Source organism: Campylobacter troglodytis, assembly GCF_006864425.1.
Classification (GTDB): Bacteria; Campylobacterota; Campylobacteria; order Campylobacterales; family Campylobacteraceae; genus Campylobacter_D; species Campylobacter_D troglodytis.
On sequence record NZ_QHLI01000024.1, the window covers coordinates 19,959 to 40,663 of the forward strand.

A 20,705-nucleotide genomic window follows, 5' to 3' on the forward strand; every position below is an offset into this window, starting at 1 on the left:
GCTTGTTGAATTTAAGGCTTCACAAAAGATTATTTAAGCTTAAATTCAAGTTTTCTTGAATTTTTAGCTAAAACCGTGATCTTTAAAACTAAAACTTGAACTAAAACTCACTTTTGCTAAGCACAATCTAAAATTGCAAGAAATAAACCACACAAAAATGCTTTATCCTCCAAGACTAAGAGGCTAAAAATTCACAAAAATACGCTAAAATTCACACACTATCATAAAACAAGGACAAAGATGCGTTATCTAACAACCCCCATTTACTATGTCAATGATGTGCCTCACTTAGGACACGCTTACACCACCATCATAGCCGATACTATGGCAAGATTTTATAGATTACAAGGCGAAGAAACCCTACTTCTTACAGGAACAGACGAACACGGACAAAAGATCGAACAAGCAGCAAAAACGCGAGGCTACACATCCAAAAAATATGCCGATGAGATTAGTGCTAAATTCAAGGCTTTGTGGGATGACTTTGGCATTAGCTATGATATTTACGCACGCACCACGGATGCTCGCCACATAGCAGCCGTGCAAGCGATTTTCACGGCAATGTACGAAAAAGGCGACATTTACAAGGGCGAGTATGAGGGATACTACTGTATATCTTGTGAAAGCTTTTTTACTAAGACTCAGCTGGTGTCAGATAAACAGTGTCCGGACTGTGGCAAAGAGACGAATTTATTAAAAGAAGAGAGCTATTTTTTTAGACTAAGTCGTTATGAGGATAAAATTTTAAAATGGTATGAGGACTGTGATCCCATTTTACCAAAAAATAAAAAGCAAGAACTTGTAAATTTTGTCCGCACAGGTTTAAAGGATCTATCCATCACCCGCACGGGCTTTGACTGGGGCATAGCCTTGCCAAAGTCCCTAAATGACGATAAACACATAATCTATGTCTGGCTCGATGCCCTTTTTATCTATCTTTCCTCGCTTGACTACATAAGCAAAGGGGCTAATACTCGCTTTTTCCCAGCACACTTGCACCTTGTAGGCAAGGATATATTGAAATTTCACGCTATTTATTGGCCTGCTTTTTTAATGAGCGTGGGTTTGCCGCTGCCAAAACATATCGCAGCACATGGCTGGTGGACAAGGGATGGGGAAAAGATGAGCAAAAGCAAGGGCAATGTGATTAAGCCAAAAGAACTTGCAGATGCCTATGGGCTGGAGGCTTTTAGGTATTTTATCCTGCGTGAGGTGCCCTTTGGAAATGATGGGGATTTTAGCGAAAAGGCTATGATGAGTCGTATAAATTCCGAGCTTTGTAACGAATTAGGCAATCTGCAAAGCAGACTCATAGGAATGGCAGCAAAGTATAGTAATTCCACTATAAATTCAAGCAAGGTGTGTGAATTTTTTGGTGTAGAACTTGCTGAGTGCAAGGAATTTTTAAGTAATGCTTTGAATTTTTTAGAGATCTTGCAAACAAATAGGTATTTAGAAGAGCTCTTCAAGGCTTTAAGCCTTGCAAATTCAAGCATAAGCAAGTATGAGCCTTGGGGCTTAATCAAAAAAGGCGAAATAGACAAGGCAAATGCCCTTGTAGCCTTGTGTGCGAACATTTTAGCTCGTGTAGCCTTGCTTTTAAGCCCTGTCTTGCCAAAATCTTGTGCGAAAATCGCCGAGAATTTGGGTTTTGATCTAAATACACAAAATTACAAAAGGCTGATTTTAGGGGATGAGCTAATAAATTTTAAGGCAAAAGCTGCGTGTGATCCCTTGTTTGTGAGGGTTGAAAAGCCGCTTTTGAAAACAAACAATGAAATTTTAGGCGAAAATAGACAAAAAAATTCACAAAATAAAGGTGTCATTGCGAACGAGACGAAGCCTAGTGTGGCAATCCACGAAAATTCAGTGAATTTAGCCCAAAAAAGCGAAAAAATCAAAATTGATGATTTTAAAAAAATTACCATTCAAATAGCCACAGTTAAGCACTGCGAGAGGGTTGAGGGTAGCGAGAAGTTACTAAAATTTATCTTAGAGCTTGAAAATGGCGAACAAAGGCAGGTTTTATCAGGAATTGCCAAATTCTACGAGCCACAAAGCTTGATAAACAAGCAAGTTTGCGTACTAACAAATCTTAAAAAAGCCAAGATTTTTGGGATTGAAAGCGATGGAATGATACTTTCAGCCAAAAGTGGCGACAAAATAGTGCTTATAAGTCCTCAAGAGCTTGTAGAAAGTGGCTCTTTCGTGGGTTAGGCATAGGCTTAAACTATGAATATATCAAGCCTAAACGAGCTTTTACAAACGCAAATCATTAATGAAGGCTCACCCTCTAGCGTTTTAGGCTTTGCAAGGAAGCTTTCACAGCTAAAACAAGGCTACGCCTTTTTTTCAAACGATGAGGAGGAGCTAAAAGAAGCCACAAAATGCGGTGCCTTCGTCCTTGTAAGTGAAAAAGATTGCGAAATAGTCGATAAAGAGGTGTTTTATCTTCAAACAAATTCACTTAAAAGGTCTATTTTCAAGCTTTTGAGATTTTTAAGCGAGGAGAAAAACTTAGAGTTTTTGCTTTGCAAGGGCTTGGAAATGGATCTTTGCGAGGCTTTTGGCGTGGCAAAGCTTGGCGGAGACATTTACGAGGATTTTGATCTGCTTATAAATGCCAAAAATTCAAGCCTTTTTGCCTTTGATAATAGCAAGTACTTGCTTGAATTTTGTGCTAGCTATGAGGCAATTGAGGGTGAGAATTTGGCAAAAAGCCCTCAAGGCTCACTATTTTACTCTCAAATTAAACTAAAAAATGATAAAATATTAAAACTTAAACTTTGCTTTGCCTACTCAGATCTTTTTACAAATTTTGCTAATTTTATCTTGCTTAAAGGCAAAAAATTTATATTAAATGAAAAAAAGCTTGATTTTTATCAGGTCTTTTTTGTAAATGAGGAAAATTTCATCACAGACTTTGGAAAAAGTAGCCGTGCTTTTATAGTGGTACAAGACGGGCGGCATTTTGCATTTTTAAGCGAGGTGCTATCAAACATTCAAGGCTTTAAAATCGCAAACCGTGAGAGCCTTTTTTGCGACTTTGCCTACAAGGATTTAAGCGAGTTGCGAGGCTTTACTGACTTTCGTTACTGTCTTGTAAAGGCTAATTACAGCGATTTTACAGAGCTTTTCACTAAAAATACAAAAGAAACTAGCCTTTTTGATCTGCTTGATTAAAAGTAAAGGCTCAATCAAACCTAACAGAATTTTTTATTATCAATTTTAATAAATCTTTAGCTAACTTTAACTTAAACCAACATAAAGAAGCTTTAAGTTATTATTGCAGCGATGAAAAAATAAAGGATTAAGATATTTTAATTTGATACAAGATCATTTTAAGGTATAAAGAGTTAGATGAAAAACAAATATATGGTTCATTCTCTAATTGTCTTAAAAGAAATTTAGGTAAATTTTATTCTATTTTTTTGCTTTGTTTTACTTGCAATTTTTTAGGAAACCTTGATATTAAAAGCCTCTAAAATTGCAAAATTAAGTGGAATTTCTAGCCAAAGTGTCCATAAAATCATAAAACACAGTAGAATCTTAATGGCAAAAGAATGCGAAAAAATCAGCAAAACGAAGTTTCTTTAGAAAATGAGCGGTGAAATCGAAGTTGATGAAAGTTATTTTTTACTTCGTTTCGTCTTGCAACTGCTAGCAGAAGGTGCAAAAAGAGTAAGAGAAAAGCGTGGATGAGGAGCATTTAAAAAACATTTTTGTTTTTACTTCGTGCTATGCATTCGTCCCTTTGCGAGAAGGAATGCTAAAACGCAACGGCTACGTTTATACACTCAAACACTTGCTCTGCCAAAGAGCTGCTGCCTATCATAAGGGACTTTACCGATGTAGAAAACACCACAATTTATAGCGATAACTGGAAAGCTTATGATGGCTTGGTGGATTTTTTGCTTCGTTTTGCTCGCAACTTTACAAGAAGGAGCAAAGGCACATTATTAGGGTAAAGCACGCCAAATTCGAGTTTGCAAAGGGGCATAACCACATCAACGAAATTGTGAATTTCTGGGGACCTTACAAATGCTAGTTCAGGTCAGTTTCACGGCAAAGGAATTTTTCTACCTTACATTTGAAAGAGAGTGAATTTAGTTCTAAGATCAAGAATGAAAATTTGTGCAAAGGGACTAAATCATATCAATGAGATTATGAATATTTTTACTTCATACTCTTGCAACTGCGTAGTAGCAGTTTGCGAAATTTAGACTTGCCAAATTTAGAAGCACAAAAGAGAAAATTTTGTCCTTCATTTAAAAGAAAAGCAATTAAGACAAAAATTTTAGGACAAAATTTTTATCAAAATTTATTAAAGTTGATAAGGGAAAATCTTTTTAAAGTGTCTTAAGCCATATTTTTAATAAAAGAGCTTTTATGGCATTAAATCTTGTCCATCTTAACATAGCAAGGCAGCTTAAAATGATAAATTTTAGAAAAGAATGATTTTAACAAAGGAAGAGTTTGTCGTGCAAAATGCACGACAAGACTTACAAGACAAAAAGATCGCTAAATCTATTAAAATTCGTCTTTAAAAGCTTTTCTTGATCCTCAAAAAGCTTTATGATCTTTTCGCACTGTTTTTGACTAAAGCGGGTTGCTAAATTTGCCTTGAATTTGCTAACAAGCAAGGGGATGCCCTCGCTTCTTCTTCTTTTATGACCTATAGGATACTCAACCTCTATCTTTTGAGTTTTTGATCCGTCCTTAAAAAAGATCTGAACCGCGTTAGCTATGCTTCTTTTATCGGCTTCTAAATACTCTCTTGTGTAGCGCTCATCTACTTCAACTACCATTTTTTCACGCAAAGCATCGATTCTAGGATCACTTGCTACACTATCCTCATAATCATCAGCCACCAAGCGTCCAAAGATAAGAGGCACAGCCACCATATATTGAATGCAGTGATCCCTATCTGCTGGATTATCAAGCTTGCCTACCTTGTTTATGATTCTATGTCCTGATTCTTGAGTTGTTATGATGATTTTTTCAATATCATTTAATCTATCCTTAACCTCGCTGTGCAGTTTCAAGGCTGCTTCAACTGCGGTTTGAGCGTGAAATTCAGCTGGAAAGCTTATTTTAAAAAGCACATTTTCCATTACATAGCTACCAAATTCTTGAGGAATTGTAAGCTTTTGCCCCTTCATCTTAACATCGTGATAGCCCCAAAAATTAGCACTAAGAGCTGAGGGATAGCCCATTTCTCCCTTTTTTGATTTTAAGGCAAGATCTACACCTCTGCTTGAAGCATCCCCTGCAGCCCAGCTCTTTCTTGAGCCTGTATTTGGTGCGTGTCTGTAAGTTCTTAAAGCACCTCCGTCAATGAAGGCTTGTGAGACGGCATTTCTAATCTCCTCAAAATTACATCCTAAAAGCTGAGCAGCCACAGCCGTACTTGCTATGCGAACCAAAAGCACATGATCTAAGCCTACCTTGTTAAAGCAGTTATCTAATGCTAGAATGCCTTGAATTTCGTGCGCTTTGATCATAGCATTTAGCACACAAAATACCCTATAAGGATCCCTACCCTCGCTTACATTTTTACGGCTAATATAATCAGCCACAGCCCAAATCGCACCTAAATTATCGCTAGGATGTCCCCACTCAGCAGCAAGCCAAGTGTCGTTAAAATCAAGCCATCTAACCATAGCACCCACATTAAATGCCGCACGAATAGGCTCTAACTGATAGCTTGTGCCCGGAATTTTCGCTCCAAGTGGTCTAAATTCAGCACCCTCAACGCTAGGTCCTAAGAGCTTGGTGCAAGCTGGATATTTTAATGCTAAAAGCCCACAACCTATGGTGTCCATAAGGCAGTATTTAGCCGTTTCAAAGGCTAGATCGCTTTTAATCTCATACTCAGCCGCATAACGAGCGATCTTTGTTAAAAGCTCGTCAAATTCAGGTCTTTTTGCCTCTAAGATTCCCATATCACCACTCATTTTTTCTCCTTTTTATCTTTTATCTATGCTTACAAAGGCTCTTGGGGCTACCCCTATGTACTCGCTACTTGGACGAATTATTTTGTTATTAGCCCTTTGTTCTTTTACATGTGCGCTCCATCCTGAAACCCTACTCATTATGAAGATGGGGGTGAAGTATTCTGTCGGTATGCCCATGAAATGATAAGCTGAGGCACTGTAAAAGTCTGCATTTGGAGGTAAATTTGGCTTTTTTTCCTTCATCAATGCCTCAATGGCTTCGCTTACCTTAAACAAGAGCTTATCTCCTCCAAGCTTCTTGCTCCACTCCTTAATCAAGGCATTTCTAGGATCCCCTCCTGTGCCATAAATTCTATGCCCAAAGCCCATTAAAAGCTGCTTTGTTTCTAGCTTGTGATTAACCTCTTTAAGAGCTGCTTCAACGCTATCAAACTGCTCGATTAAATACATAGTAGCCTCATTTGCCCCTCCGTGCAAGGGTCCTCTTAAAGCACCGATAGCAGCTGCTATGGCTGAAAATATATCACTTCTTGTTGAGGCGCAAATTCTTGCTGTGAAGGTTGAGGCGTTAAATTCGTGTTCTGCATATAGTATCAAAGAACAATGCATAGCCTTTACAAAATCAGCCTTAGGTGTGCTTCCTTGTAGCTTTTCTAAAAAATATCCAGCTATGCTATCTTCTTTGCTTTCAAAGTCTATTTCCTTGCCAAATTCTACAAAATTATGCCAAAAGCAAAGCACACTGGGTAAAATTCCAAGCAAACGAATGATCTTTTCATCCTGATCGCTAAAATCATCCTTCTCACCCTCTATGGTGCCAAGGGCTGCAACTGCCATTTGCATTAAATTCATAGGATGAATGCCCTTTGGAATTTGTTTTAAGATCTCTTTTAAAGCCTTTGGCAACTTCCTTTGAGCTATGATCTCTTTTTTGTAGGCTTTTAACTCGCTTGAATTTGGCAACTTTGCATATTGAAGTAAGTATGCAATCTCTTCAAATTCACAGTTATTAGCCAAATCCTCAATGGCATAGCCATAATAATTTAGCCCATTTCCAAGCCCGCAAGTACAAATCGCACTTTGACCGGCTATGATCCCAGCTAAGCCTCCTGTCTTTTTACTCGCTTCACTGACGCTCATCTTTTCTCCTTTATTTTGATTTTAAAATTTGAATTTTATACTGTGTCATATTAAGGCTTGTCAAAAGCTCTCAAGCATTTTAGAATTTAGACTTGTTTATCTTATAATTACAATGCGAGACTTGAAAATCTTGGCTACGCTTAATATGACAGTGTGGCAATACCCCTACTTCTTAAACAACTCATCAAGCTTTTGCTCGAAGCTGTAATAATCAAGCATAGCATAAAGCTCCTCTCTTGTTTCCATTAGATCTAGCACCTCTTTTTGATGTCCCTTTGCCAAAATGGACTTATACACTGAATTTGCCGCCTTGCTCATAGCACGGTTGGCTGAAAGAGGATAAAGAACCATTGAGATGCCTACACCTTTTAGCTCCTCGGCACTAAAATAAGGGGTTTTTCCAAATTCAGTGATGTTTGCCAAGACAGGAACCTTCACAGCCTTGACAAAGGCTGAGTATTCCTCCAAGGTATGCACAGCCTCAGCAAAGATCATCTCAGCTCCTGCTTCTACATAAGCAATTGCTCTTTCAATGGCTTTTTGCTGTCCCTCTATGGCATGGGCATCTGTTCTTGCCATTACCACGAAGTCGCCGTCTATCTTGGCATCCATTGCAGCCTTGATTCTATCGCACATTTCTCCTGTGCTTACTAGTTCTTTGTTTGGTCTGTGTCCGCATCTTTTTTGAGCTACTTGATCTTCTATGTGAGTAGCTGCTGCACCGGCTCTAATGAGCTCTTTTATGGTTCTAGCTATGTTAAAAGCACCACCAAAGCCTGTATCGCAGTCAACTAATAAGGGAGTATCCACCCGGGAGGTAATTCTTCTCACATCTATGCAAAAATCCTCTAGCCCCACTATGCCTAGATCAGGAAGTCCGTAGCTAACACTTGCTACGCCTGATCCTGAGATATAAATAGCCTTGTGTCCTATCTTTGTAGCTTGCAAGGCTGAGTAGGCATTTGGTGTGCCTACTATGAGTAAGGGGGAGTTTTCTTTGAGTGCTTCTTTAAATTTTTTACCTGCTGAATTTATCATTTAAGCTCCTTAATTTAGGCTTTAGCGTGTGGATAGCCAAGCTTAGTGATGGCTTCCTTGCAAGAATCCAAAACAGCCATATCCTCAATGGTAGCAGGGACTACATAATCCACCCCATCTGCGATCTCACGCAGAGTTTTTCTTAAAATCTTACCACTTCTTGTCTTTGGCAAGGCCTTTACTATGGCTACTGTTTTAAAGAAGGCAACAGCACCTATTTCGTGTCTTACAAGAGAAACTACACCTTCGATTATGCCCTCGTGATCCCTTTCAATGCCCTTTTTAAGCACTATGAAACCAAAGGGGATTTCTCCTTTTAGCTCATCATTTACGCCTATTACAGCACACTCAGCCACATCAGGATGCTTTGAGACAACCTCTTCCATTTCTCCTGTGGATAAGCGGTGCCCTGCTACATTTATGATCCCATCCATCCTACCAAGTACATAAACATAGCCATCCTTGTCTATGTAGCCTGTATCTCCTGTAAGATAATAGCCCTTAAAATGATCCAAATAGCCCTTGCGGTATCTTTCTTCGTTTTCCCAAATTCCCATTAAGCAAGAAGGAGGCAAAGGCAGTTTGAGGCACAAAGCACCCTTTTTGCCTGGCTTTAATTCATTTCCTTCCTCATCAAGCACCTTTAAATTAAAGCCTGGAGTTGGTTTTGTAGGACTTCCTGGCTTAACAGGCATAGGATCAAGCCCCATAAAATTTGCAACTATAGCCCAGCCTGTTTCTGTTTGCCACCAGTGATCAATTACAGGTCTATTTGTGATCTTTTCTATCCATTTAAGGGTATCGCTATCGCATCTTTCACCTGCTACGAAGACTGTTTTAAGGGAGTCTAGATTGTATTTTTTAATTAGCTCACCCTTTGGATCCTCTTGCTTGATAGCACGAAAGGCAGTTGGAGCAGCAAAGATGATATTTACCTTATACTCATCTATAAGTCGCCAGTAAGCTGCTGGATTAGGCGTTCTAACAGGCTTACCCTCATATACAATGGTTGTGCATCCGCACATAAGAGGGGCATACACTATGTAAGAATGTCCAACAACCCAGCCAACATCAGAGCCTGTAAAGAAGACATCTCCTTCTTTGGCATTGTAGATATTATCCATTGACCATTTCATAGCCACAGAATGCCCCCCATTTGAACGAATCACGCCCTTTGGTGTGCCTGTGGTGCCTGAGGTGTAGAGTATGTAAAGAGGATCTGTTGCCATCACAGGCACAGGCTCTGCTGGATGAGCCTTTTCTTCTTCTGCTTCCCAATCCACATCCCGCCAAGGAAGCATACTTGCTTGATACTGTGGTCTTTGCCATACTATGCAGGTGGTTGGCTTGTGCTGGGATTTTTTAATGGCCTCATCTAAAATGGGCTTATACTCGACTATCTTGCTTATTTCTATGCCGCAACTTGCTGTCATTACTATGCGAGGCTTGGCGTCTTCTATTCTCATCGCTAACTCGTGTGCTGCAAAGCCTCCAAATACCACGCTATGAATGGCTCCTAATCTAGCACAAGCAAGCATGGCAATCACCGCTTCTGGTATCATAGGCATATAAATGATGACCCTATCGCCCTTGACAACCCCTCTGCTAGCTAGTATGCCAGCTGTTTTGGCTACTCTGTCTCTTAATTGTTTGTAGGTGTATTTTTTCTTAGTATCTGTAACAGGTGAATCATAGATTAGAGCAAGCTGATCGCCTCTGCCGTTGTGTATATGAAGATCAAGTGCGTTGTAGCAAGTATTCATACAACCTCCAACAAACCACCTATAATGCTCACCACTATCATCCAAAACCCTATCCCATTCGTGATACCAATGCACCTTCTTGGCTGCCTCAGCCCAAAATTCCTCTGGCTTTTCTATTGAGAGCTTGTAGGTTTCATCATACGAACTCATCTTACCTCCTTGAAAAAATATTTTTAAAATATAATAAACAAATTGTTTATATTTTACAAGGCTGAATTTTTCATCAAATTCTAAAAAAAACACCCATTTATTTTTATCTTGTAGGTATTTTTGACAAAATGTATATTTTTTATACAAAAAATTGATCTTCTTTTTACAAATTTATTATAATTACAGTAAAATTTATCTTACTAAAAGTTACATTTTTAGGAAAACAATGAACAGCAAACAAAGACTTGAAAAGATTATAAATAGATCAGGACTTAGCATAGCCAAATTTGCAAAGATGCTACAAAAAGATAGAAGAACTGTTGTGTCTTGGCTAAGCTCTGAAAAAGAGTTAAGCCTAAACGCAAAAACAGCCATAGCAAAGACACTTAGATACCCTCAAGAAATTTGGCACTGCGATGAGAAAAAATTTAACTCCTTGCTTGAAAGTGTGCATACTACTGAGCTAAGAATGATAGATGAAAGCTACAAGGCAAGTGTTGAGTATATATATGAAAATGAAGATGAGGGCTCATTAATCATACATCCAAGCTTTCCAAATCCAGCCTACAGAGACTTCATAGTGCCTCTTATTTACAAGCAAAACAATGATCCTCTTGTGGATCTTTACCGCAAGAAAAGAGGAGAGAAGATGAGGGATTTTTCTTTTAGTGTGAGTGAGTGGTATTCCATCAAGTCCTTGCTTGAATTTGCCTTTTCTCGCATAGGAAATTTCTACACAAAGCAGCAAAGAATTCAAATTTTAGAGCTAGTAATAGAAACTTTTAGGGATAATTTGGCAAAATCTCTTTACTTTTTTGACTCTTATAGCAAGAAAATTTACGGACTTGATCTTTTTTATACCTCTATAAATATCAAGGAACAAAGGATGTTTTTTAAGGCTCCAATTGAAACCTTGATAGTAGAAACAAGAAACAACGAGCTTATAAAAAGGCTTCATAGACACTATACAAATGCCAAAGAATGCCCACCTCATATAGATCCAAGGGATGGCGTTTTTGTGCTTGAGCTCTTGCTTTTTTGCTTGAAAAATAACTACTCCTTGCTTCAAACTTGCAAATACATAGATCAAAATAGCAAATACGGTGAATTTTTCCTAAAAAGCATCAATATAACAAGCGAGGAGTAGATTAAGCACCTTGAATTTGTCTTTAAAAAGATTGTGATGTTTTGAGCAACTGTCTTAAATTTAAAAAAGTTATATTTAAGCTTTCAACTTAGTTTTAGATTAAAAGGTTGGCTTGGCTAAAAGAAGTTTTAAAATGGCTAAATTAAACTTAAAGCAGATTGATAAGAAAAAATCCGTTTAAGTTGTCTTGAGTCAAATTTAAATGAGCTTTTGCAAGGTCATATGTTAAATTATCGAAATTTAAGCAGTAGTTTTAAGAATAGTTCATTTTTACAACAAGCCTTAGATTTTGTCTTTTTAAGCAAGTTTTTTAAAAGTAGAGTGTTTTTTGTTATTTTGTGAATTTTGTAAAAAATTCAGCCTAAAAAGCGTTTATTTAGTGATATTAAAGCTTGTAAAGTCTTTTTAAGTTCTTTGACAAAAATAAATTTCTAAAAAAGGGGGTTGTGTTTAGCTCCTTTTCAAAAGAGTATTAAAATGATTGCATAGCAATTTTTAGCCATCAAAAAATATTAGAATCTACGAGAAAGACAAAAAGATCTTTCTTTGAAATCACAAGATACCTTGCCAAGAAAGATAAAATTCAATTCTTTTTAAAAAAATTAAATTCAAGCAAATTGAAGGTGAATATAAAACTAGAATGATCTGAGCTAGGCAAGTTAAAAAAGTTAAAAAAGTTAAAAAAGTTAAAAAAGTTAAAAAAGTTAAAAAAGTTAAAAAAGTTAAAAAAGTTAAAAAAGCTTACTGATGAGCATAAATTCAATTCAACTAAACCCATAAGTTAAAATAAACAAGGGGGCTGAATAAATTCAGCCACGCACTCAGTGAGCACAACCACAACCGCAGCTATGACCCACACCAAAAAAGTTATCCAAGGACTTTGCATTTGGAAGCTCTGTGATCTCATTTACCACCTCTTTGTAAGCAACCTTGCCGTCTTTGACAACAAAAACAGCCCTTGCAAGAAGTCCTTTTAAAGCCCCGCTATCTACTAAGACTCCATACTTCTCGCCAAATTCCTTGCTGACAAAATCGCTTGCGACCTTTATATTATCTATGCCCTCTGTTGAGCAAAATCTACCCATAGCAAAGGGTAAATCCTGAGTTATCACAATGGCCTCAGCACTAGGATAGCTTGATATTTTTTTGTTAAAATCCCTCACCTGAGTAGCACAAACTGAGGTATCAAGGCTTGGCATAGTAAGTAGAATTTGCGTTTTGCCTGTTTCTCCTATGACTATGTCGCTTAGATCCTGTGCTTTTAATGTAACCCTTGCAGCCTCGCTGCCAACTTCAACTGAGTTGCCCTTGAGATTTACGGCTTCTCCTTTAAAGGTAACTGAACTCATTTTTCATCCTTTCAAAATAAATTAAAGCACTTGCTTCGCCTAAAATTATAATGCATAAAAATTAACAAGGATCTTAACAAGCTTAATTTTTTAAGATATAATTACTATTTTTTAGGCTAGAAGATGAGATATATAGAACTTTTTAAACTAAGCTTGCCTGTGATGATGGGCTATGTCCCACTTGGAGTAGCACTTGGGATCCTAGCTGCTAGTAATGAGCTTAGCCTCGCACAAAGCCTTGCCATAAGCTTTTTTGTGTATAGTGGGTCGGCTGAGTTTTTATTGGTAGTGTTTATAGCTATGAATGAGGGGCTTTTGGGCGTCTTTGTGAGTCTTTTTTTGGTGAGTTTTAGGCATTTTTTTTATACTTTAAGTTTATTAAACGAGCTAAGAGGGCTAAATTTTTTAAGGTATTATGTCATCTATGCTTTAAGTGATGAAAGCTTTGCCCTACTTTGTGCCTACAAGGAAAGATTTTTTAAGGATAGATTAAAAAGAAGTCTTAGCTTTTTTTTAATCTGCGCTCTTAATCAAAGCTACTGGCTGCTTGGGGTTAGCCTTGGATGGTGCTTTCAAAGGGGATTTAATTTTGATTACTCAGGCATTGAATTTAGCCTCAATGCCCTTTTCATAGTCATAGCCTACGATGCTTATAGGCAAAATCCAAATTTTAAGCTCTTCTTAGTTGGCGCAATCATAGGGCTTTTTGGCTTTTTATTCATAGCAAAGTCCTATATGCTCTTTACTTGTCTAATTTTAGCCTTGTTTTTACTGCTCTTAGGAAGACGCTATGTCTGAGCTTGGTTTGTATGTATTAATGGGCTTTTTGGCGACCTTTACTCCTAGGATAGCTCCTTATTTGCTTTTTCGCAAGGAAAGACAAGGCAAAAATCTTTCTTTCATTCAAAAAAATATGCCCCTACTCATAATGGTAGTTTTGGTATTTTACACCCTTTTTGGGCTTGATTTTAGCACTGTTAGGGGAGGATTTAGTGGGCTTTTGGCTTGTTTTTTGGTGCTTTTAATGCAACTTTTGTTTAAAAATGCCCTACTTAGTATCTTTTTGGGAACTTGCTTTTATATGTTTTTGCTTAGATTTTTTGTTTGAGCTTGAATTTAGCATCTATAAGGCTTTGAATTCTTTGAAAGGTTTTTTTCATTGGCTTTGTTTCAAAACATTGTTGATTTATAACTCTTAGGGGCAAAGAGTGTATAAATTCAAGGCATTTTTCTATAAGTTTGTGAATTCTTAGCATACCCTTATAATGACAAATACAGCCTTTTATCTAAAATTAATACCTTTTTAAAAAGAGTTTTTAACTTCTATCCCTTGGCTTGAACTTATATTCATTTAAAAGCCTTGTAGGTTTTTTCTTTTCTAAAAATCTTATTTTAAGCTAGTTTTTAAACTTAAATTCAAGCTCTCAATTTAAGCCTTGAATTCAAGCTTATTTTTTTGCAAGGGCTTGAATTTAAGCTTTTTTTAGTGTAGATAAAATTCACAAAATTAACTAAGTTTTGTAAATTAGCAAGTATAAAATTATAAAAACAAGGACAAATTAAAATACAAAGGGTTTTTTAAAGCATAAATTTGCACAAGTCTTTTAGGTCAAAACCCTCAAATTCACACCAAGAAAAAATGATAAGCAGTAATTTTTTCGCATCAGCAAACACTCGCATTTTAAATTCAAATGTTTAGTTTTTAAATTCAAATACTCACATTTCAAATTCAAATGTTTAGTTTTTAAATTTAAAACACTCACATTTTAAATTCAAAAAAGCTTATAAACTTCTCAGAGTATCAAATGCTTAGATTTTAAATTCACAAGAGCTTACAAACTTCTCACACAGTCAAATCCTCATAGTTTAAATTCAAAAGCACTTATATTTTTCTCACACAATCAGCTCTTCATAATTTAAATTCACAAAACCGTCTAGTTCCTTAAAGACCCTCATCCTTGCTTTATACAAGCTTAAAGCCTCTTCAAATTCAAGGCTTTTAAAGCTAAATTTAGCCCCTAAGCTCATTTGTGCTAAGAAACTTAGATCATTTTGAATGACGGTTGCTATCTTTGTGTATCCTCCTGTGCTTTGTCTGTTTGCCATTAAGATTATGGGAAGGCCTGATTTAGGCACTTGTATAGAGCCAAAGACAACAGCTTCGGTGATTATATCAGCTTCTTTTTTATGCTCTATTAAAGAGCTAGCCTCGCAGTATATAGCCATCCTGCTGCTTTTTGTAGAAACTGTATAAACTGTGTTTAAAAAAGTATCTAGTCCTTTTTGAGTAAAGGCATCCTCGTTACTTCCTAGCAAAACTCGTATTTGAGGGCGTTTTGGCATATTTAAAAGAGGATTTGTGATCTGTCTTTTTTCTACATTAAAGGGCTCAAAGAAGTTTTTAGCCAACAATATATCATTTGCTCTTAAATTTCTGCCCTCAAAAGCCCCTACTCCCATACCCTCATCACTTGATTTTGAACCCAAAAAGCCCTCCACCTCAAAGCCCCCAGCCAGACATAAATACCCACGAAAGCCCATCTTAGCGAACTTTAATCTTAAAATATCCCCCCTTCTTGCCCTATATACCTTATAAGTTTGAATTCTCTCATCCTCTAAACTAGCCTCAAATTCAGCCCCACTTAAAACAAAAAAATGATCATCTAAAAACTCATAAGCACCGCCTTTAAAGCATAGCTCTACCCCAGCCTCATTTAGCTTGTTTCCTAGCAAGATATTTGCTAGTATCAAGGCATCCTCATCCATAGCCCCACTTCTTGATATGCCAAGATGCGCATAATGCTTCCTGCCTAGATCCTGTAAGCTTGAATTTAAAGAAGGCTCAATCACCCTTATACTCATAAATTCTCTCCTTATAAACCCCGCTTTTTATCTCCTCTTCTATGTGCTTAAATTCAAGCCTGTCTATGGGTTTAAATTTAACAAGCATTGAGGGCTTTAAAAGGGTGGGATCTTTTTTTGTTTTATCAAAAAGTTTCAAGGGGGTTTTGGCTATGATCTGCCAGCCTGCTGGGCTTGATATAGGATAGATCCCAGTTTGACGGTCTGCTATGCCTATGCTACCTGCTTGTATCTTAGCTCTTGGTTCTTTCAGTCTTGGGGTAAAAAGCCTTTTGTCAAGTCCTCCTAAATAGGCAAAACCAGCCATAAAGCCAAGCATATAAACAAGATAATAAACCTCGCTATGTAAGGCTACAAGCTCTTTTTTGCTTAATTTACAGTGCCTACATACAAAATCCAAATCAAGCCCAAATTCCTCATCATAGCAGCAAGGAAGCTCTAAGCAAAGCCTTGATGCTTGATCTTTTACTTGTAAATTCTTTTTGGCATCTTCTAAGAATTCAAACAAATCTTTTATGTTTAAAAGCAAGGGATCAAAATAAATAAGCAAGCTAGCATAAGCACTAACAAGCTCCTCTATCCCGCAAAGTTTGCCACTTTCAAAAGCTTGTTTTAATCTAACTTCTAAAGATAGCACTTGAGAGTGCACAGAGCTTGAAATTTCTTGCTTGAAACGAAGTAAGATGGCATTTGATCCGCTATGATGGATACTAAACATAAAAAAGCCTTATCATAGTATAAAGTGCCAAAAAGCTCATTAGTATCACTACAATTAAGCCCAAAAAACTAAGCAGTTTAGGGTGTTTGTATTTGTTAATCAGACCTTGCTTGTTTGCTATTTTAATCATTATAAAAAGGCTTAGAGGCAAGATCCAGCCATTTATGGTCCCTGCAAGTATGAGTAGCTGAGTTGGACTTTTTTCAAGCCAAAACAGGATCAAAAAACTTGCCAGTATAAAACAAATGATAATTAAGCTTTTGTGCCTTTCAAAAAGCTTGTTAAATGATACTATGAAAGAGATCGAGGTATAAGCAGCCCCTATGATCGAAGAAAGGGCTGCTAAAAAAAGCACAGCGCCAAAGAATTTAGCTCCCAAAACCCCAAGTGCGCCCTCAAAGGCTGATCCTGCTGGATTTTTAGGATCTAAGACAAAGCCTTGATTTAAAACGCCCAAAACAGCCAAAAAAAGTAAGATTCTCATCAAGGCTGTTAGTAAGATTCCACTTATTGCCGATCTATCTATCCTTGCTAGGCTTTGAGTTTCTTGCTTGTTTGTATCAATTAATCTATGAGCTCCTGAAAAGACTATGTATCCACCCACAGTGCCTCCTACTAGGGTTACTATGGCTATGAGATCTATTTGTGAAGGCATTATGCTTTGTTTTAAGGCTTCAAGCACAGGAGGCTTTGAGGAAAAGGCAACAAAGGCTGTTAGAATGATCATTAAAAACCCAGCCACGATAACAACCCTATCCATTAAATTTGCCACTCTTTTAAAGGCAAAGATAAAAATAGCAAGCAAGGTGCTTATAAGGCTACAAGTTATAAGCTCTAAATCTAAAAGCACACTTAGTCCAAGTCCTGCTCCTGCTATGTTTGCTATATTAAAAACAAAGCCACCGCTAAAAACCAAGAAGCTTAAAAGATAACCAGCACCCGGAATAAACTCATTTGCAAGAACTTGTGCTCTTTTGCCACTTAAAACTATAATGCGCCAGATATTAAGCTGAGCTATAAGATCAATTACAATAGAAACTAAAATCACAAAGGCAAAACTTGCAAGCAAGGTGGCTGTAAAGGCTGCTGTTTGGGTTAAAAAGCCAGGTCCAATGGCAGAGGTAGCCATCAAAAAGGCTGCCGCTAGAACTGCATTTTGCTGTTTCATCTTTGCTCCTTAAATTTAAAGTTCATCTTTGTTCCTTAAATTTCATATCGCTTTATCCTTCTTCAAATTTAAGATTCATATAAGTTTACCCTCCCCCATTAAAATAAGTTTAAATTTTAAAAAAGCTCTTTTATCTTTCCTGCTTTGAATTTAGAACTTTTATCCTTATAAGATGCTTATTTTCTTAGGCTTTTTTATAAATAGTATCGCTTTTAACACAAAAATTCACCTGCCGTTAAGCTTATCTTCCCCTTAAAGCAAGTTTAAATTTTAAAAAAAGCTTGAATTCTTTGAGTTTTAATGCCAACTTTACTCCTTTGAATTTAAAGCTTTTATATTTTAAGATCTTGATTTTCTTGGGCTTTTTTATAAATTAATCTTAGCATATTTGTTGCAAATTTTTTGTCTTAATCTTATTTATTTTAGGCTATATTTTAAAATACTATTGATTTTAGATGAAGTGTAATGTTTGTCATTCTAAGCCAAATGATAAGAATCTCAAGCCTTCCCTTGTCATACTAGGCATTGCAAAGTATCTCTAAATTCAAAAAGAGATATTTCGTTTTCTACGAAAACTCGAAATGATAAAAATTCAAAAAGAGATTCTTCACGCTCGCTTAGAATGACAAAGGCAAGAGTTGTCATACTAAGTGTTACTAAGTATTTTAAGCCTTCCCTTGTCGCTCTAAAAATGAGGACAAAGAAACTCAAACACCACTTTGTCATACTAAGCGTGCTAAGTATCCACGAATTTATAGAAAAATGCCTTGAACTGACAGTTTCTTCGCCCCTAGGCTAATGACAAATCAACACTTTAAAAAAAGCCTTATTTTAAACAAAAATTTGACCTTGTTTAAAACGGTGTTAATTAGCCACATTAATCTATCATTTTATCATAGAAAGCTCGCTTTAAGGGCTTTTGATCTAGCTAAAAGCCTTACTTACCACAATAAATATTACAAGAATTTGAAGTATTTAACACGGACTCAATGTAATAAAAAAAGGGGGGGCTTTGTGAATTTTATCTCTTTTGTCATCAAAAAATGACAGAGCCTTATTAGCTTTCATATCTTTTGTGATCCAAATATTACATAAAAGACTTTTCGAGCCTTCTTTTGTCATAAAAATATGATAGAGGGGGTTAGCTTTCATATCCTTTGTCATCAAAAAAATAACAAAGGAGGCTTTGTGAATTTTTATCTCTTTTGTCGCGACAAATTGCAAGACAAGGCTTTTTAAGACTTAGCAAACTAAGATAAAAAGATTTAATAGTTTTTATGTAGAAAGTTTTTATGAAATCAATTTTTTTAAGCTTTAAAATTTATGTAAATTTTTAGTATGACAAGGAAATTTTTATTTGAGATTTCAGTGCAACAAGGAAGTTTTTATGTGAGGTTTCAGTATAGCAAGAATTCAAGCCAAGAGGCTTGGATTCTTAGTATTCAAAAGAAAGGGTATTTCAAGCTTAAAACCTTTAAAGCTAAAAATCTTCAAGGCTTAAAAGCTAAACACATAGCGAAGGCTTGCGTTGTAGGTATTACTTAGCTTTCTCTCAGCCATTTTTTCTCCATTTGGAGCTTGATATTGTGTTGTAAAGTCTGTAAAAGGCACCTTCACCGCAAGCTCTACGCTGTGAGCCCTTGTAGCACCAAAGATATATCTAGCACCAAGCTGTGCTGCTGCATAAAAGCCCCAGCTGTCCTTATAGTCCATTTCCATGTCCATAGCGTCTAAAAGACCAGGATCAAATTTATAAAGCTCCTCACTCCACTTAATGGCGCCCAAATTTGCACCCACAAAAAAGCCCCAGCTCTGACTAAAATTGTAAAGATAATCCGCATTAAGCCCTATGACATTATAAGAAGCACTTCTTTCATCTAGCCTTGTTCCTGATCCTGCTTCTTGGATCTCAACTGTAACTGGGTTGTAGTCGTAGTTTAGGTAAAATCTAGCACCCTGATTATCACCAAACATATTTTTATAACCTGCTATGACATTTAATGATCCTCCTGAGACGCTTTGCTCAACCTTTGAGGCATAGATGGTTCCTGCTGGTGCCTTTTGCCTTACATAATCAGTGGTCTCGTAGTTCTCACTCATACCTGAGAAACCACCACCAATACCGACAAAAAAGCCGTTTTGCTCAGCAAAAGCTGTGCTAAATAAACCGGCCAAACTTAAAGCCATAATTTGCTTCTTCATTTTTACTCCTTAAATTTAAGATTCATATAAGTTTACCCCCCCCCCCCTTAAAGTAAGCTTAAAATTTTAAAAAACTTGAATTTTTTTGAGTTTTAATGGCAAAATTTGTGAATTTTTGTGAATTTTTTTTGAGTTCTTTTGAATTTTTGTGAGATCTTGTGAATTTAAGGTGGAAAATTTATTTTTGTGAATTTTTGTGGTTTCTTGTGAATTCTTGTGAATTTAGAGTGGAAACCTCATTCTTATGAATTTTTGTGGATTTAAAATGGAAAATTCTTAGATTTAAGTTGGCTTTTAGATGGCATTTGTTGCTTCATTAGATGAGGCTTGATTTTAAATTCAAGCCTTAAATTTAAAGCTAAATTTTACAAAAAAGCTTGAAGTTAAAGCCTTGAGCTTTTGATTTATGATTTGTTGTGAATTTAAGTTTTGCGATTTTAAACGGTTTGCTTTTGAATTTAGGCTTTGTGAATTTGGCTGTCTTGTTTTAAATTCAAGCTCTACAAATTCAAGGCTTTTGTTTGGAAATTTAATTACCGTGAATTTAAAGCTCGATTTTGCAAAAAAGCTTGAAGTTAAAGCCTTGCAATTTAAATGCTGATTTTTTGAATTCAAGCCTTGCGAATTTGAATGATTTGTTGTGAAGTTTAAATGCTGTAAATTTAAACATTTTGCTTTGAAGTTAAATTCTATAAAATCAAAGATTGCGTTTTTAAATTCAAACTCTGCAAATTCAAAGCTTTCATTTTAAATTCAAGCTTTAATTTTAAAGCTAAATCTTTTAAAAAAGCTTGAATTTAAAGCCTTGCAAATTTAATCGATGATTTGTTTTGAATTCAAGCCTTGAGAATTTAAACATTTTGCTTTTAAATTCAAGTTCTGTAAATTCAAAGATCTTGTTTGGAAGTTTAATTACCGTGAATTTAAAGCTCGATTTTGCAAAAAAGCTTGAAGTTAAAGCCTTGCAATTTAAATGCTGATTTTTTGAATTCAAGCCTTGCGAATTTGAATGATTTGTTGTGAAGTTTAAATGCTGTAAATTTAAACATTTTGCTTTGAAGTTAAATTCTATAAAATCAAAGATTGCGTTTTTAAATTCAAACTCTGCAAATTCAAAGCTTTCATTTTAAATTCAAGCTTTAATTTTAAAGCTAAATCTTTTAAAAAAGCTTGAATTTAAAGCCTTGCAAATTTAATCGATGATTTGTTTT

At 36.2% G+C, this 20,705-nt stretch carries 18 protein-coding genes and 1 pseudogene; 8 read left to right on the forward strand and 11 right to left on the reverse strand.

The window, feature by feature from the left end:
• Positions 1-240 precede the first annotated feature (240 nt).
• The 3 genes and pseudogenes from metG to DMC01_RS15025 all read left to right on the forward strand — a co-directional run.
• Positions 241-2,217: a methionine--tRNA ligase gene (gene metG / locus DMC01_RS06430; RefSeq protein WP_142693446.1), complete on the forward strand. Its 1,977-nt coding sequence runs from the start codon at positions 241-243 to the stop codon at positions 2,215-2,217.
• A 15-nt stretch (positions 2,218-2,232) separates the two neighbouring features.
• Entirely contained in the window at positions 2,233-3,183 is a 951-nt protein-coding gene (locus DMC01_RS06435; protein ID WP_142693447.1) for a hypothetical protein, read from the forward strand.
• A gap of 288 nt (positions 3,184-3,471) precedes the next feature.
• A pseudogene (locus tag DMC01_RS15025) lies at positions 3,472-4,162 on the forward strand (hypothetical protein); the annotation flags it as partial.
• A gap of 340 nt (positions 4,163-4,502) precedes the next feature.
• Here the strand turns inward: DMC01_RS15025 and prpD are convergent.
• The 4 genes from prpD to DMC01_RS06460 all read right to left on the reverse strand — a co-directional run bounded on the left by prpD (position 4,503) and on the right by DMC01_RS06460 (position 10,048).
• The gene (prpD, locus tag DMC01_RS06445) at positions 4,503-5,957 is read right to left on the reverse strand and encodes a 2-methylcitrate dehydratase (protein ID WP_142693449.1); all 1,455 of its coding nucleotides are present in this window, start codon (positions 5,955-5,957) and stop codon (positions 4,503-4,505) included.
• Between the two features lie 12 nt (positions 5,958-5,969).
• On the reverse strand, positions 5,970-7,097 hold the full coding sequence (locus DMC01_RS06450) for a citrate/2-methylcitrate synthase (protein ID WP_142693450.1): 1,128 nt from the start codon (positions 7,095-7,097) through the stop codon (positions 5,970-5,972).
• 165 nt (positions 7,098-7,262) lie between these two features.
• Positions 7,263-8,135: a methylisocitrate lyase gene (gene prpB, locus DMC01_RS06455; RefSeq protein ID WP_142693451.1), complete on the reverse strand. Its 873-nt coding sequence runs from the start codon at positions 8,133-8,135 to the stop codon at positions 7,263-7,265.
• A gap of 14 nt (positions 8,136-8,149) precedes the next feature.
• A complete protein-coding gene (locus DMC01_RS06460; protein WP_142693452.1) occupies positions 8,150-10,048 on the reverse strand; it encodes a propionyl-CoA synthetase in 1,899 nt (632 codons plus the stop codon).
• A gap of 226 nt (positions 10,049-10,274) precedes the next feature.
• On the opposite strand from DMC01_RS06460, the gene DMC01_RS06465 reads away from it, so the two are divergent.
• Positions 10,275-11,195, forward strand: coding sequence for a hypothetical protein (locus tag DMC01_RS06465; RefSeq protein WP_142693453.1), 921 nt, complete (start codon positions 10,275-10,277; stop codon positions 11,193-11,195).
• Between the two features lie 821 nt (positions 11,196-12,016).
• Here the strand turns inward: DMC01_RS06465 and tpx are convergent.
• Positions 12,017-12,544 (reverse strand): thiol peroxidase, encoded by a 528-nt coding sequence (gene tpx, locus DMC01_RS06470; RefSeq protein WP_142693454.1) that lies wholly within the window; start codon positions 12,542-12,544, stop codon positions 12,017-12,019.
• 123 nt (positions 12,545-12,667) lie between these two features.
• On the opposite strand from tpx, the gene DMC01_RS06475 reads away from it, so the two are divergent.
• Positions 12,668-13,342: an AzlC family ABC transporter permease gene (locus DMC01_RS06475; RefSeq protein WP_142693455.1), complete on the forward strand. Its 675-nt coding sequence runs from the start codon at positions 12,668-12,670 to the stop codon at positions 13,340-13,342.
• Positions 13,335-13,652 carry a branched-chain amino acid transporter permease gene (locus DMC01_RS06480; protein WP_142693456.1) on the forward strand — a complete coding sequence of 106 codons (318 nt, stop codon included), beginning with the start codon at positions 13,335-13,337 and terminating at the stop codon, positions 13,650-13,652. The genes DMC01_RS06475 and DMC01_RS06480 overlap by 8 nt, the downstream gene beginning before the upstream one ends.
• On the opposite strand, the gene DMC01_RS13400 is transcribed toward DMC01_RS06480, so the two are convergent.
• The 4 genes from DMC01_RS13400 to DMC01_RS06495 all read right to left on the reverse strand — a co-directional run bounded on the left by DMC01_RS13400 (position 13,636) and on the right by DMC01_RS06495 (position 17,292).
• Positions 13,636-13,800, reverse strand: coding sequence for a hypothetical protein (locus DMC01_RS13400; protein ID WP_185908787.1), 165 nt, complete (start codon positions 13,798-13,800; stop codon positions 13,636-13,638). The genes DMC01_RS06480 and DMC01_RS13400 overlap by 17 nt on opposite strands.
• 637 nt (positions 13,801-14,437) lie before the next feature.
• The gene (locus DMC01_RS06485; RefSeq protein ID WP_142693457.1) at positions 14,438-15,406 is read right to left on the reverse strand and encodes a 5-oxoprolinase subunit C family protein; all 969 of its coding nucleotides are present in this window, start codon (positions 15,404-15,406) and stop codon (positions 14,438-14,440) included.
• Complete coding sequence (pxpB, locus tag DMC01_RS06490; protein ID WP_142693458.1) at positions 15,387-16,124, reverse strand: 5-oxoprolinase subunit PxpB; 738 nt, start codon at positions 16,122-16,124, stop codon at positions 15,387-15,389. Before pxpB ends, DMC01_RS06485 begins: the two co-directional genes overlap by 20 nt.
• Positions 16,117-17,292: an NRAMP family divalent metal transporter gene (locus DMC01_RS06495; protein WP_142693459.1), complete on the reverse strand. Its 1,176-nt coding sequence runs from the start codon at positions 17,290-17,292 to the stop codon at positions 16,117-16,119. The genes pxpB and DMC01_RS06495 overlap by 8 nt, the downstream gene beginning before the upstream one ends.
• A 622-nt stretch (positions 17,293-17,914) precedes the next feature.
• Here DMC01_RS06495 and DMC01_RS13405 point away from each other — a divergent pair.
• Positions 17,915-18,091 (forward strand): hypothetical protein, encoded by a 177-nt coding sequence (locus DMC01_RS13405; RefSeq protein ID WP_185908789.1) that lies wholly within the window; start codon positions 17,915-17,917, stop codon positions 18,089-18,091.
• Positions 18,092-18,789: 698 nt separating this feature from the next.
• On the opposite strand, the gene DMC01_RS06500 is transcribed toward DMC01_RS13405, so the two are convergent.
• Both DMC01_RS06500 and DMC01_RS06505 read right to left on the reverse strand, forming a co-directional pair.
• Positions 18,790-19,494, reverse strand: coding sequence for an outer membrane beta-barrel protein (locus DMC01_RS06500; protein WP_142693460.1), 705 nt, complete (start codon positions 19,492-19,494; stop codon positions 18,790-18,792).
• A 339-nt stretch (positions 19,495-19,833) separates the two neighbouring features.
• Positions 19,834-20,109: a hypothetical protein gene (locus tag DMC01_RS06505; RefSeq protein WP_142693461.1), complete on the reverse strand. Its 276-nt coding sequence runs from the start codon at positions 20,107-20,109 to the stop codon at positions 19,834-19,836.
• A gap of 215 nt (positions 20,110-20,324) precedes the next feature.
• Between DMC01_RS06505 and DMC01_RS13410 the strand changes: the two genes are divergently transcribed.
• Positions 20,325-20,474: a hypothetical protein gene (locus DMC01_RS13410; RefSeq protein WP_185908791.1), complete on the forward strand. Its 150-nt coding sequence runs from the start codon at positions 20,325-20,327 to the stop codon at positions 20,472-20,474.
• The last annotated feature ends 231 nt before the right edge of the window (positions 20,475-20,705 follow it).

Coding starts and splice junctions, on each gene's coding strand:
- metG (WP_142693446.1), top strand. CDS start 241: ATGCGTTATCTAACAACCCCCATTTACTATGTCAATGATGTGCCTCAC.
- DMC01_RS06435 (WP_142693447.1), top strand. CDS start 2,233: ATGAATATATCAAGCCTAAACGAGCTTTTACAAACGCAAATCATTAAT.
- prpD (WP_142693449.1), bottom strand. CDS start 5,957: ATGAGTGGTGATATGGGAATCTTAGAGGCAAAAAGACCTGAATTTGAC.
- DMC01_RS06450 (WP_142693450.1), bottom strand. CDS start 7,097: ATGAGCGTCAGTGAAGCGAGTAAAAAGACAGGAGGCTTAGCTGGGATC.
- prpB (WP_142693451.1), bottom strand. CDS start 8,135: ATGATAAATTCAGCAGGTAAAAAATTTAAAGAAGCACTCAAAGAAAAC.
- DMC01_RS06460 (WP_142693452.1), bottom strand. CDS start 10,048: ATGAGTTCGTATGATGAAACCTACAAGCTCTCAATAGAAAAGCCAGAG.
- DMC01_RS06465 (WP_142693453.1), top strand. CDS start 10,275: ATGAACAGCAAACAAAGACTTGAAAAGATTATAAATAGATCAGGACTT.
- tpx (WP_142693454.1), bottom strand. CDS start 12,544: ATGAGTTCAGTTACCTTTAAAGGAGAAGCCGTAAATCTCAAGGGCAAC.
- DMC01_RS06475 (WP_142693455.1), top strand. CDS start 12,668: ATGAGATATATAGAACTTTTTAAACTAAGCTTGCCTGTGATGATGGGC.
- DMC01_RS06480 (WP_142693456.1), top strand. CDS start 13,335: ATGTCTGAGCTTGGTTTGTATGTATTAATGGGCTTTTTGGCGACCTTT.
- DMC01_RS13400 (WP_185908787.1), bottom strand. CDS start 13,800: ATGCTAAGAATTCACAAACTTATAGAAAAATGCCTTGAATTTATACAC.
- DMC01_RS06485 (WP_142693457.1), bottom strand. CDS start 15,406: ATGAGTATAAGGGTGATTGAGCCTTCTTTAAATTCAAGCTTACAGGAT.
- pxpB (WP_142693458.1), bottom strand. CDS start 16,124: ATGTTTAGTATCCATCATAGCGGATCAAATGCCATCTTACTTCGTTTC.
- DMC01_RS06495 (WP_142693459.1), bottom strand. CDS start 17,292: ATGAAACAGCAAAATGCAGTTCTAGCGGCAGCCTTTTTGATGGCTACC.
- DMC01_RS13405 (WP_185908789.1), top strand. CDS start 17,915: ATGACAAAGGCAAGAGTTGTCATACTAAGTGTTACTAAGTATTTTAAG.
- DMC01_RS06500 (WP_142693460.1), bottom strand. CDS start 19,494: ATGAAGAAGCAAATTATGGCTTTAAGTTTGGCCGGTTTATTTAGCACA.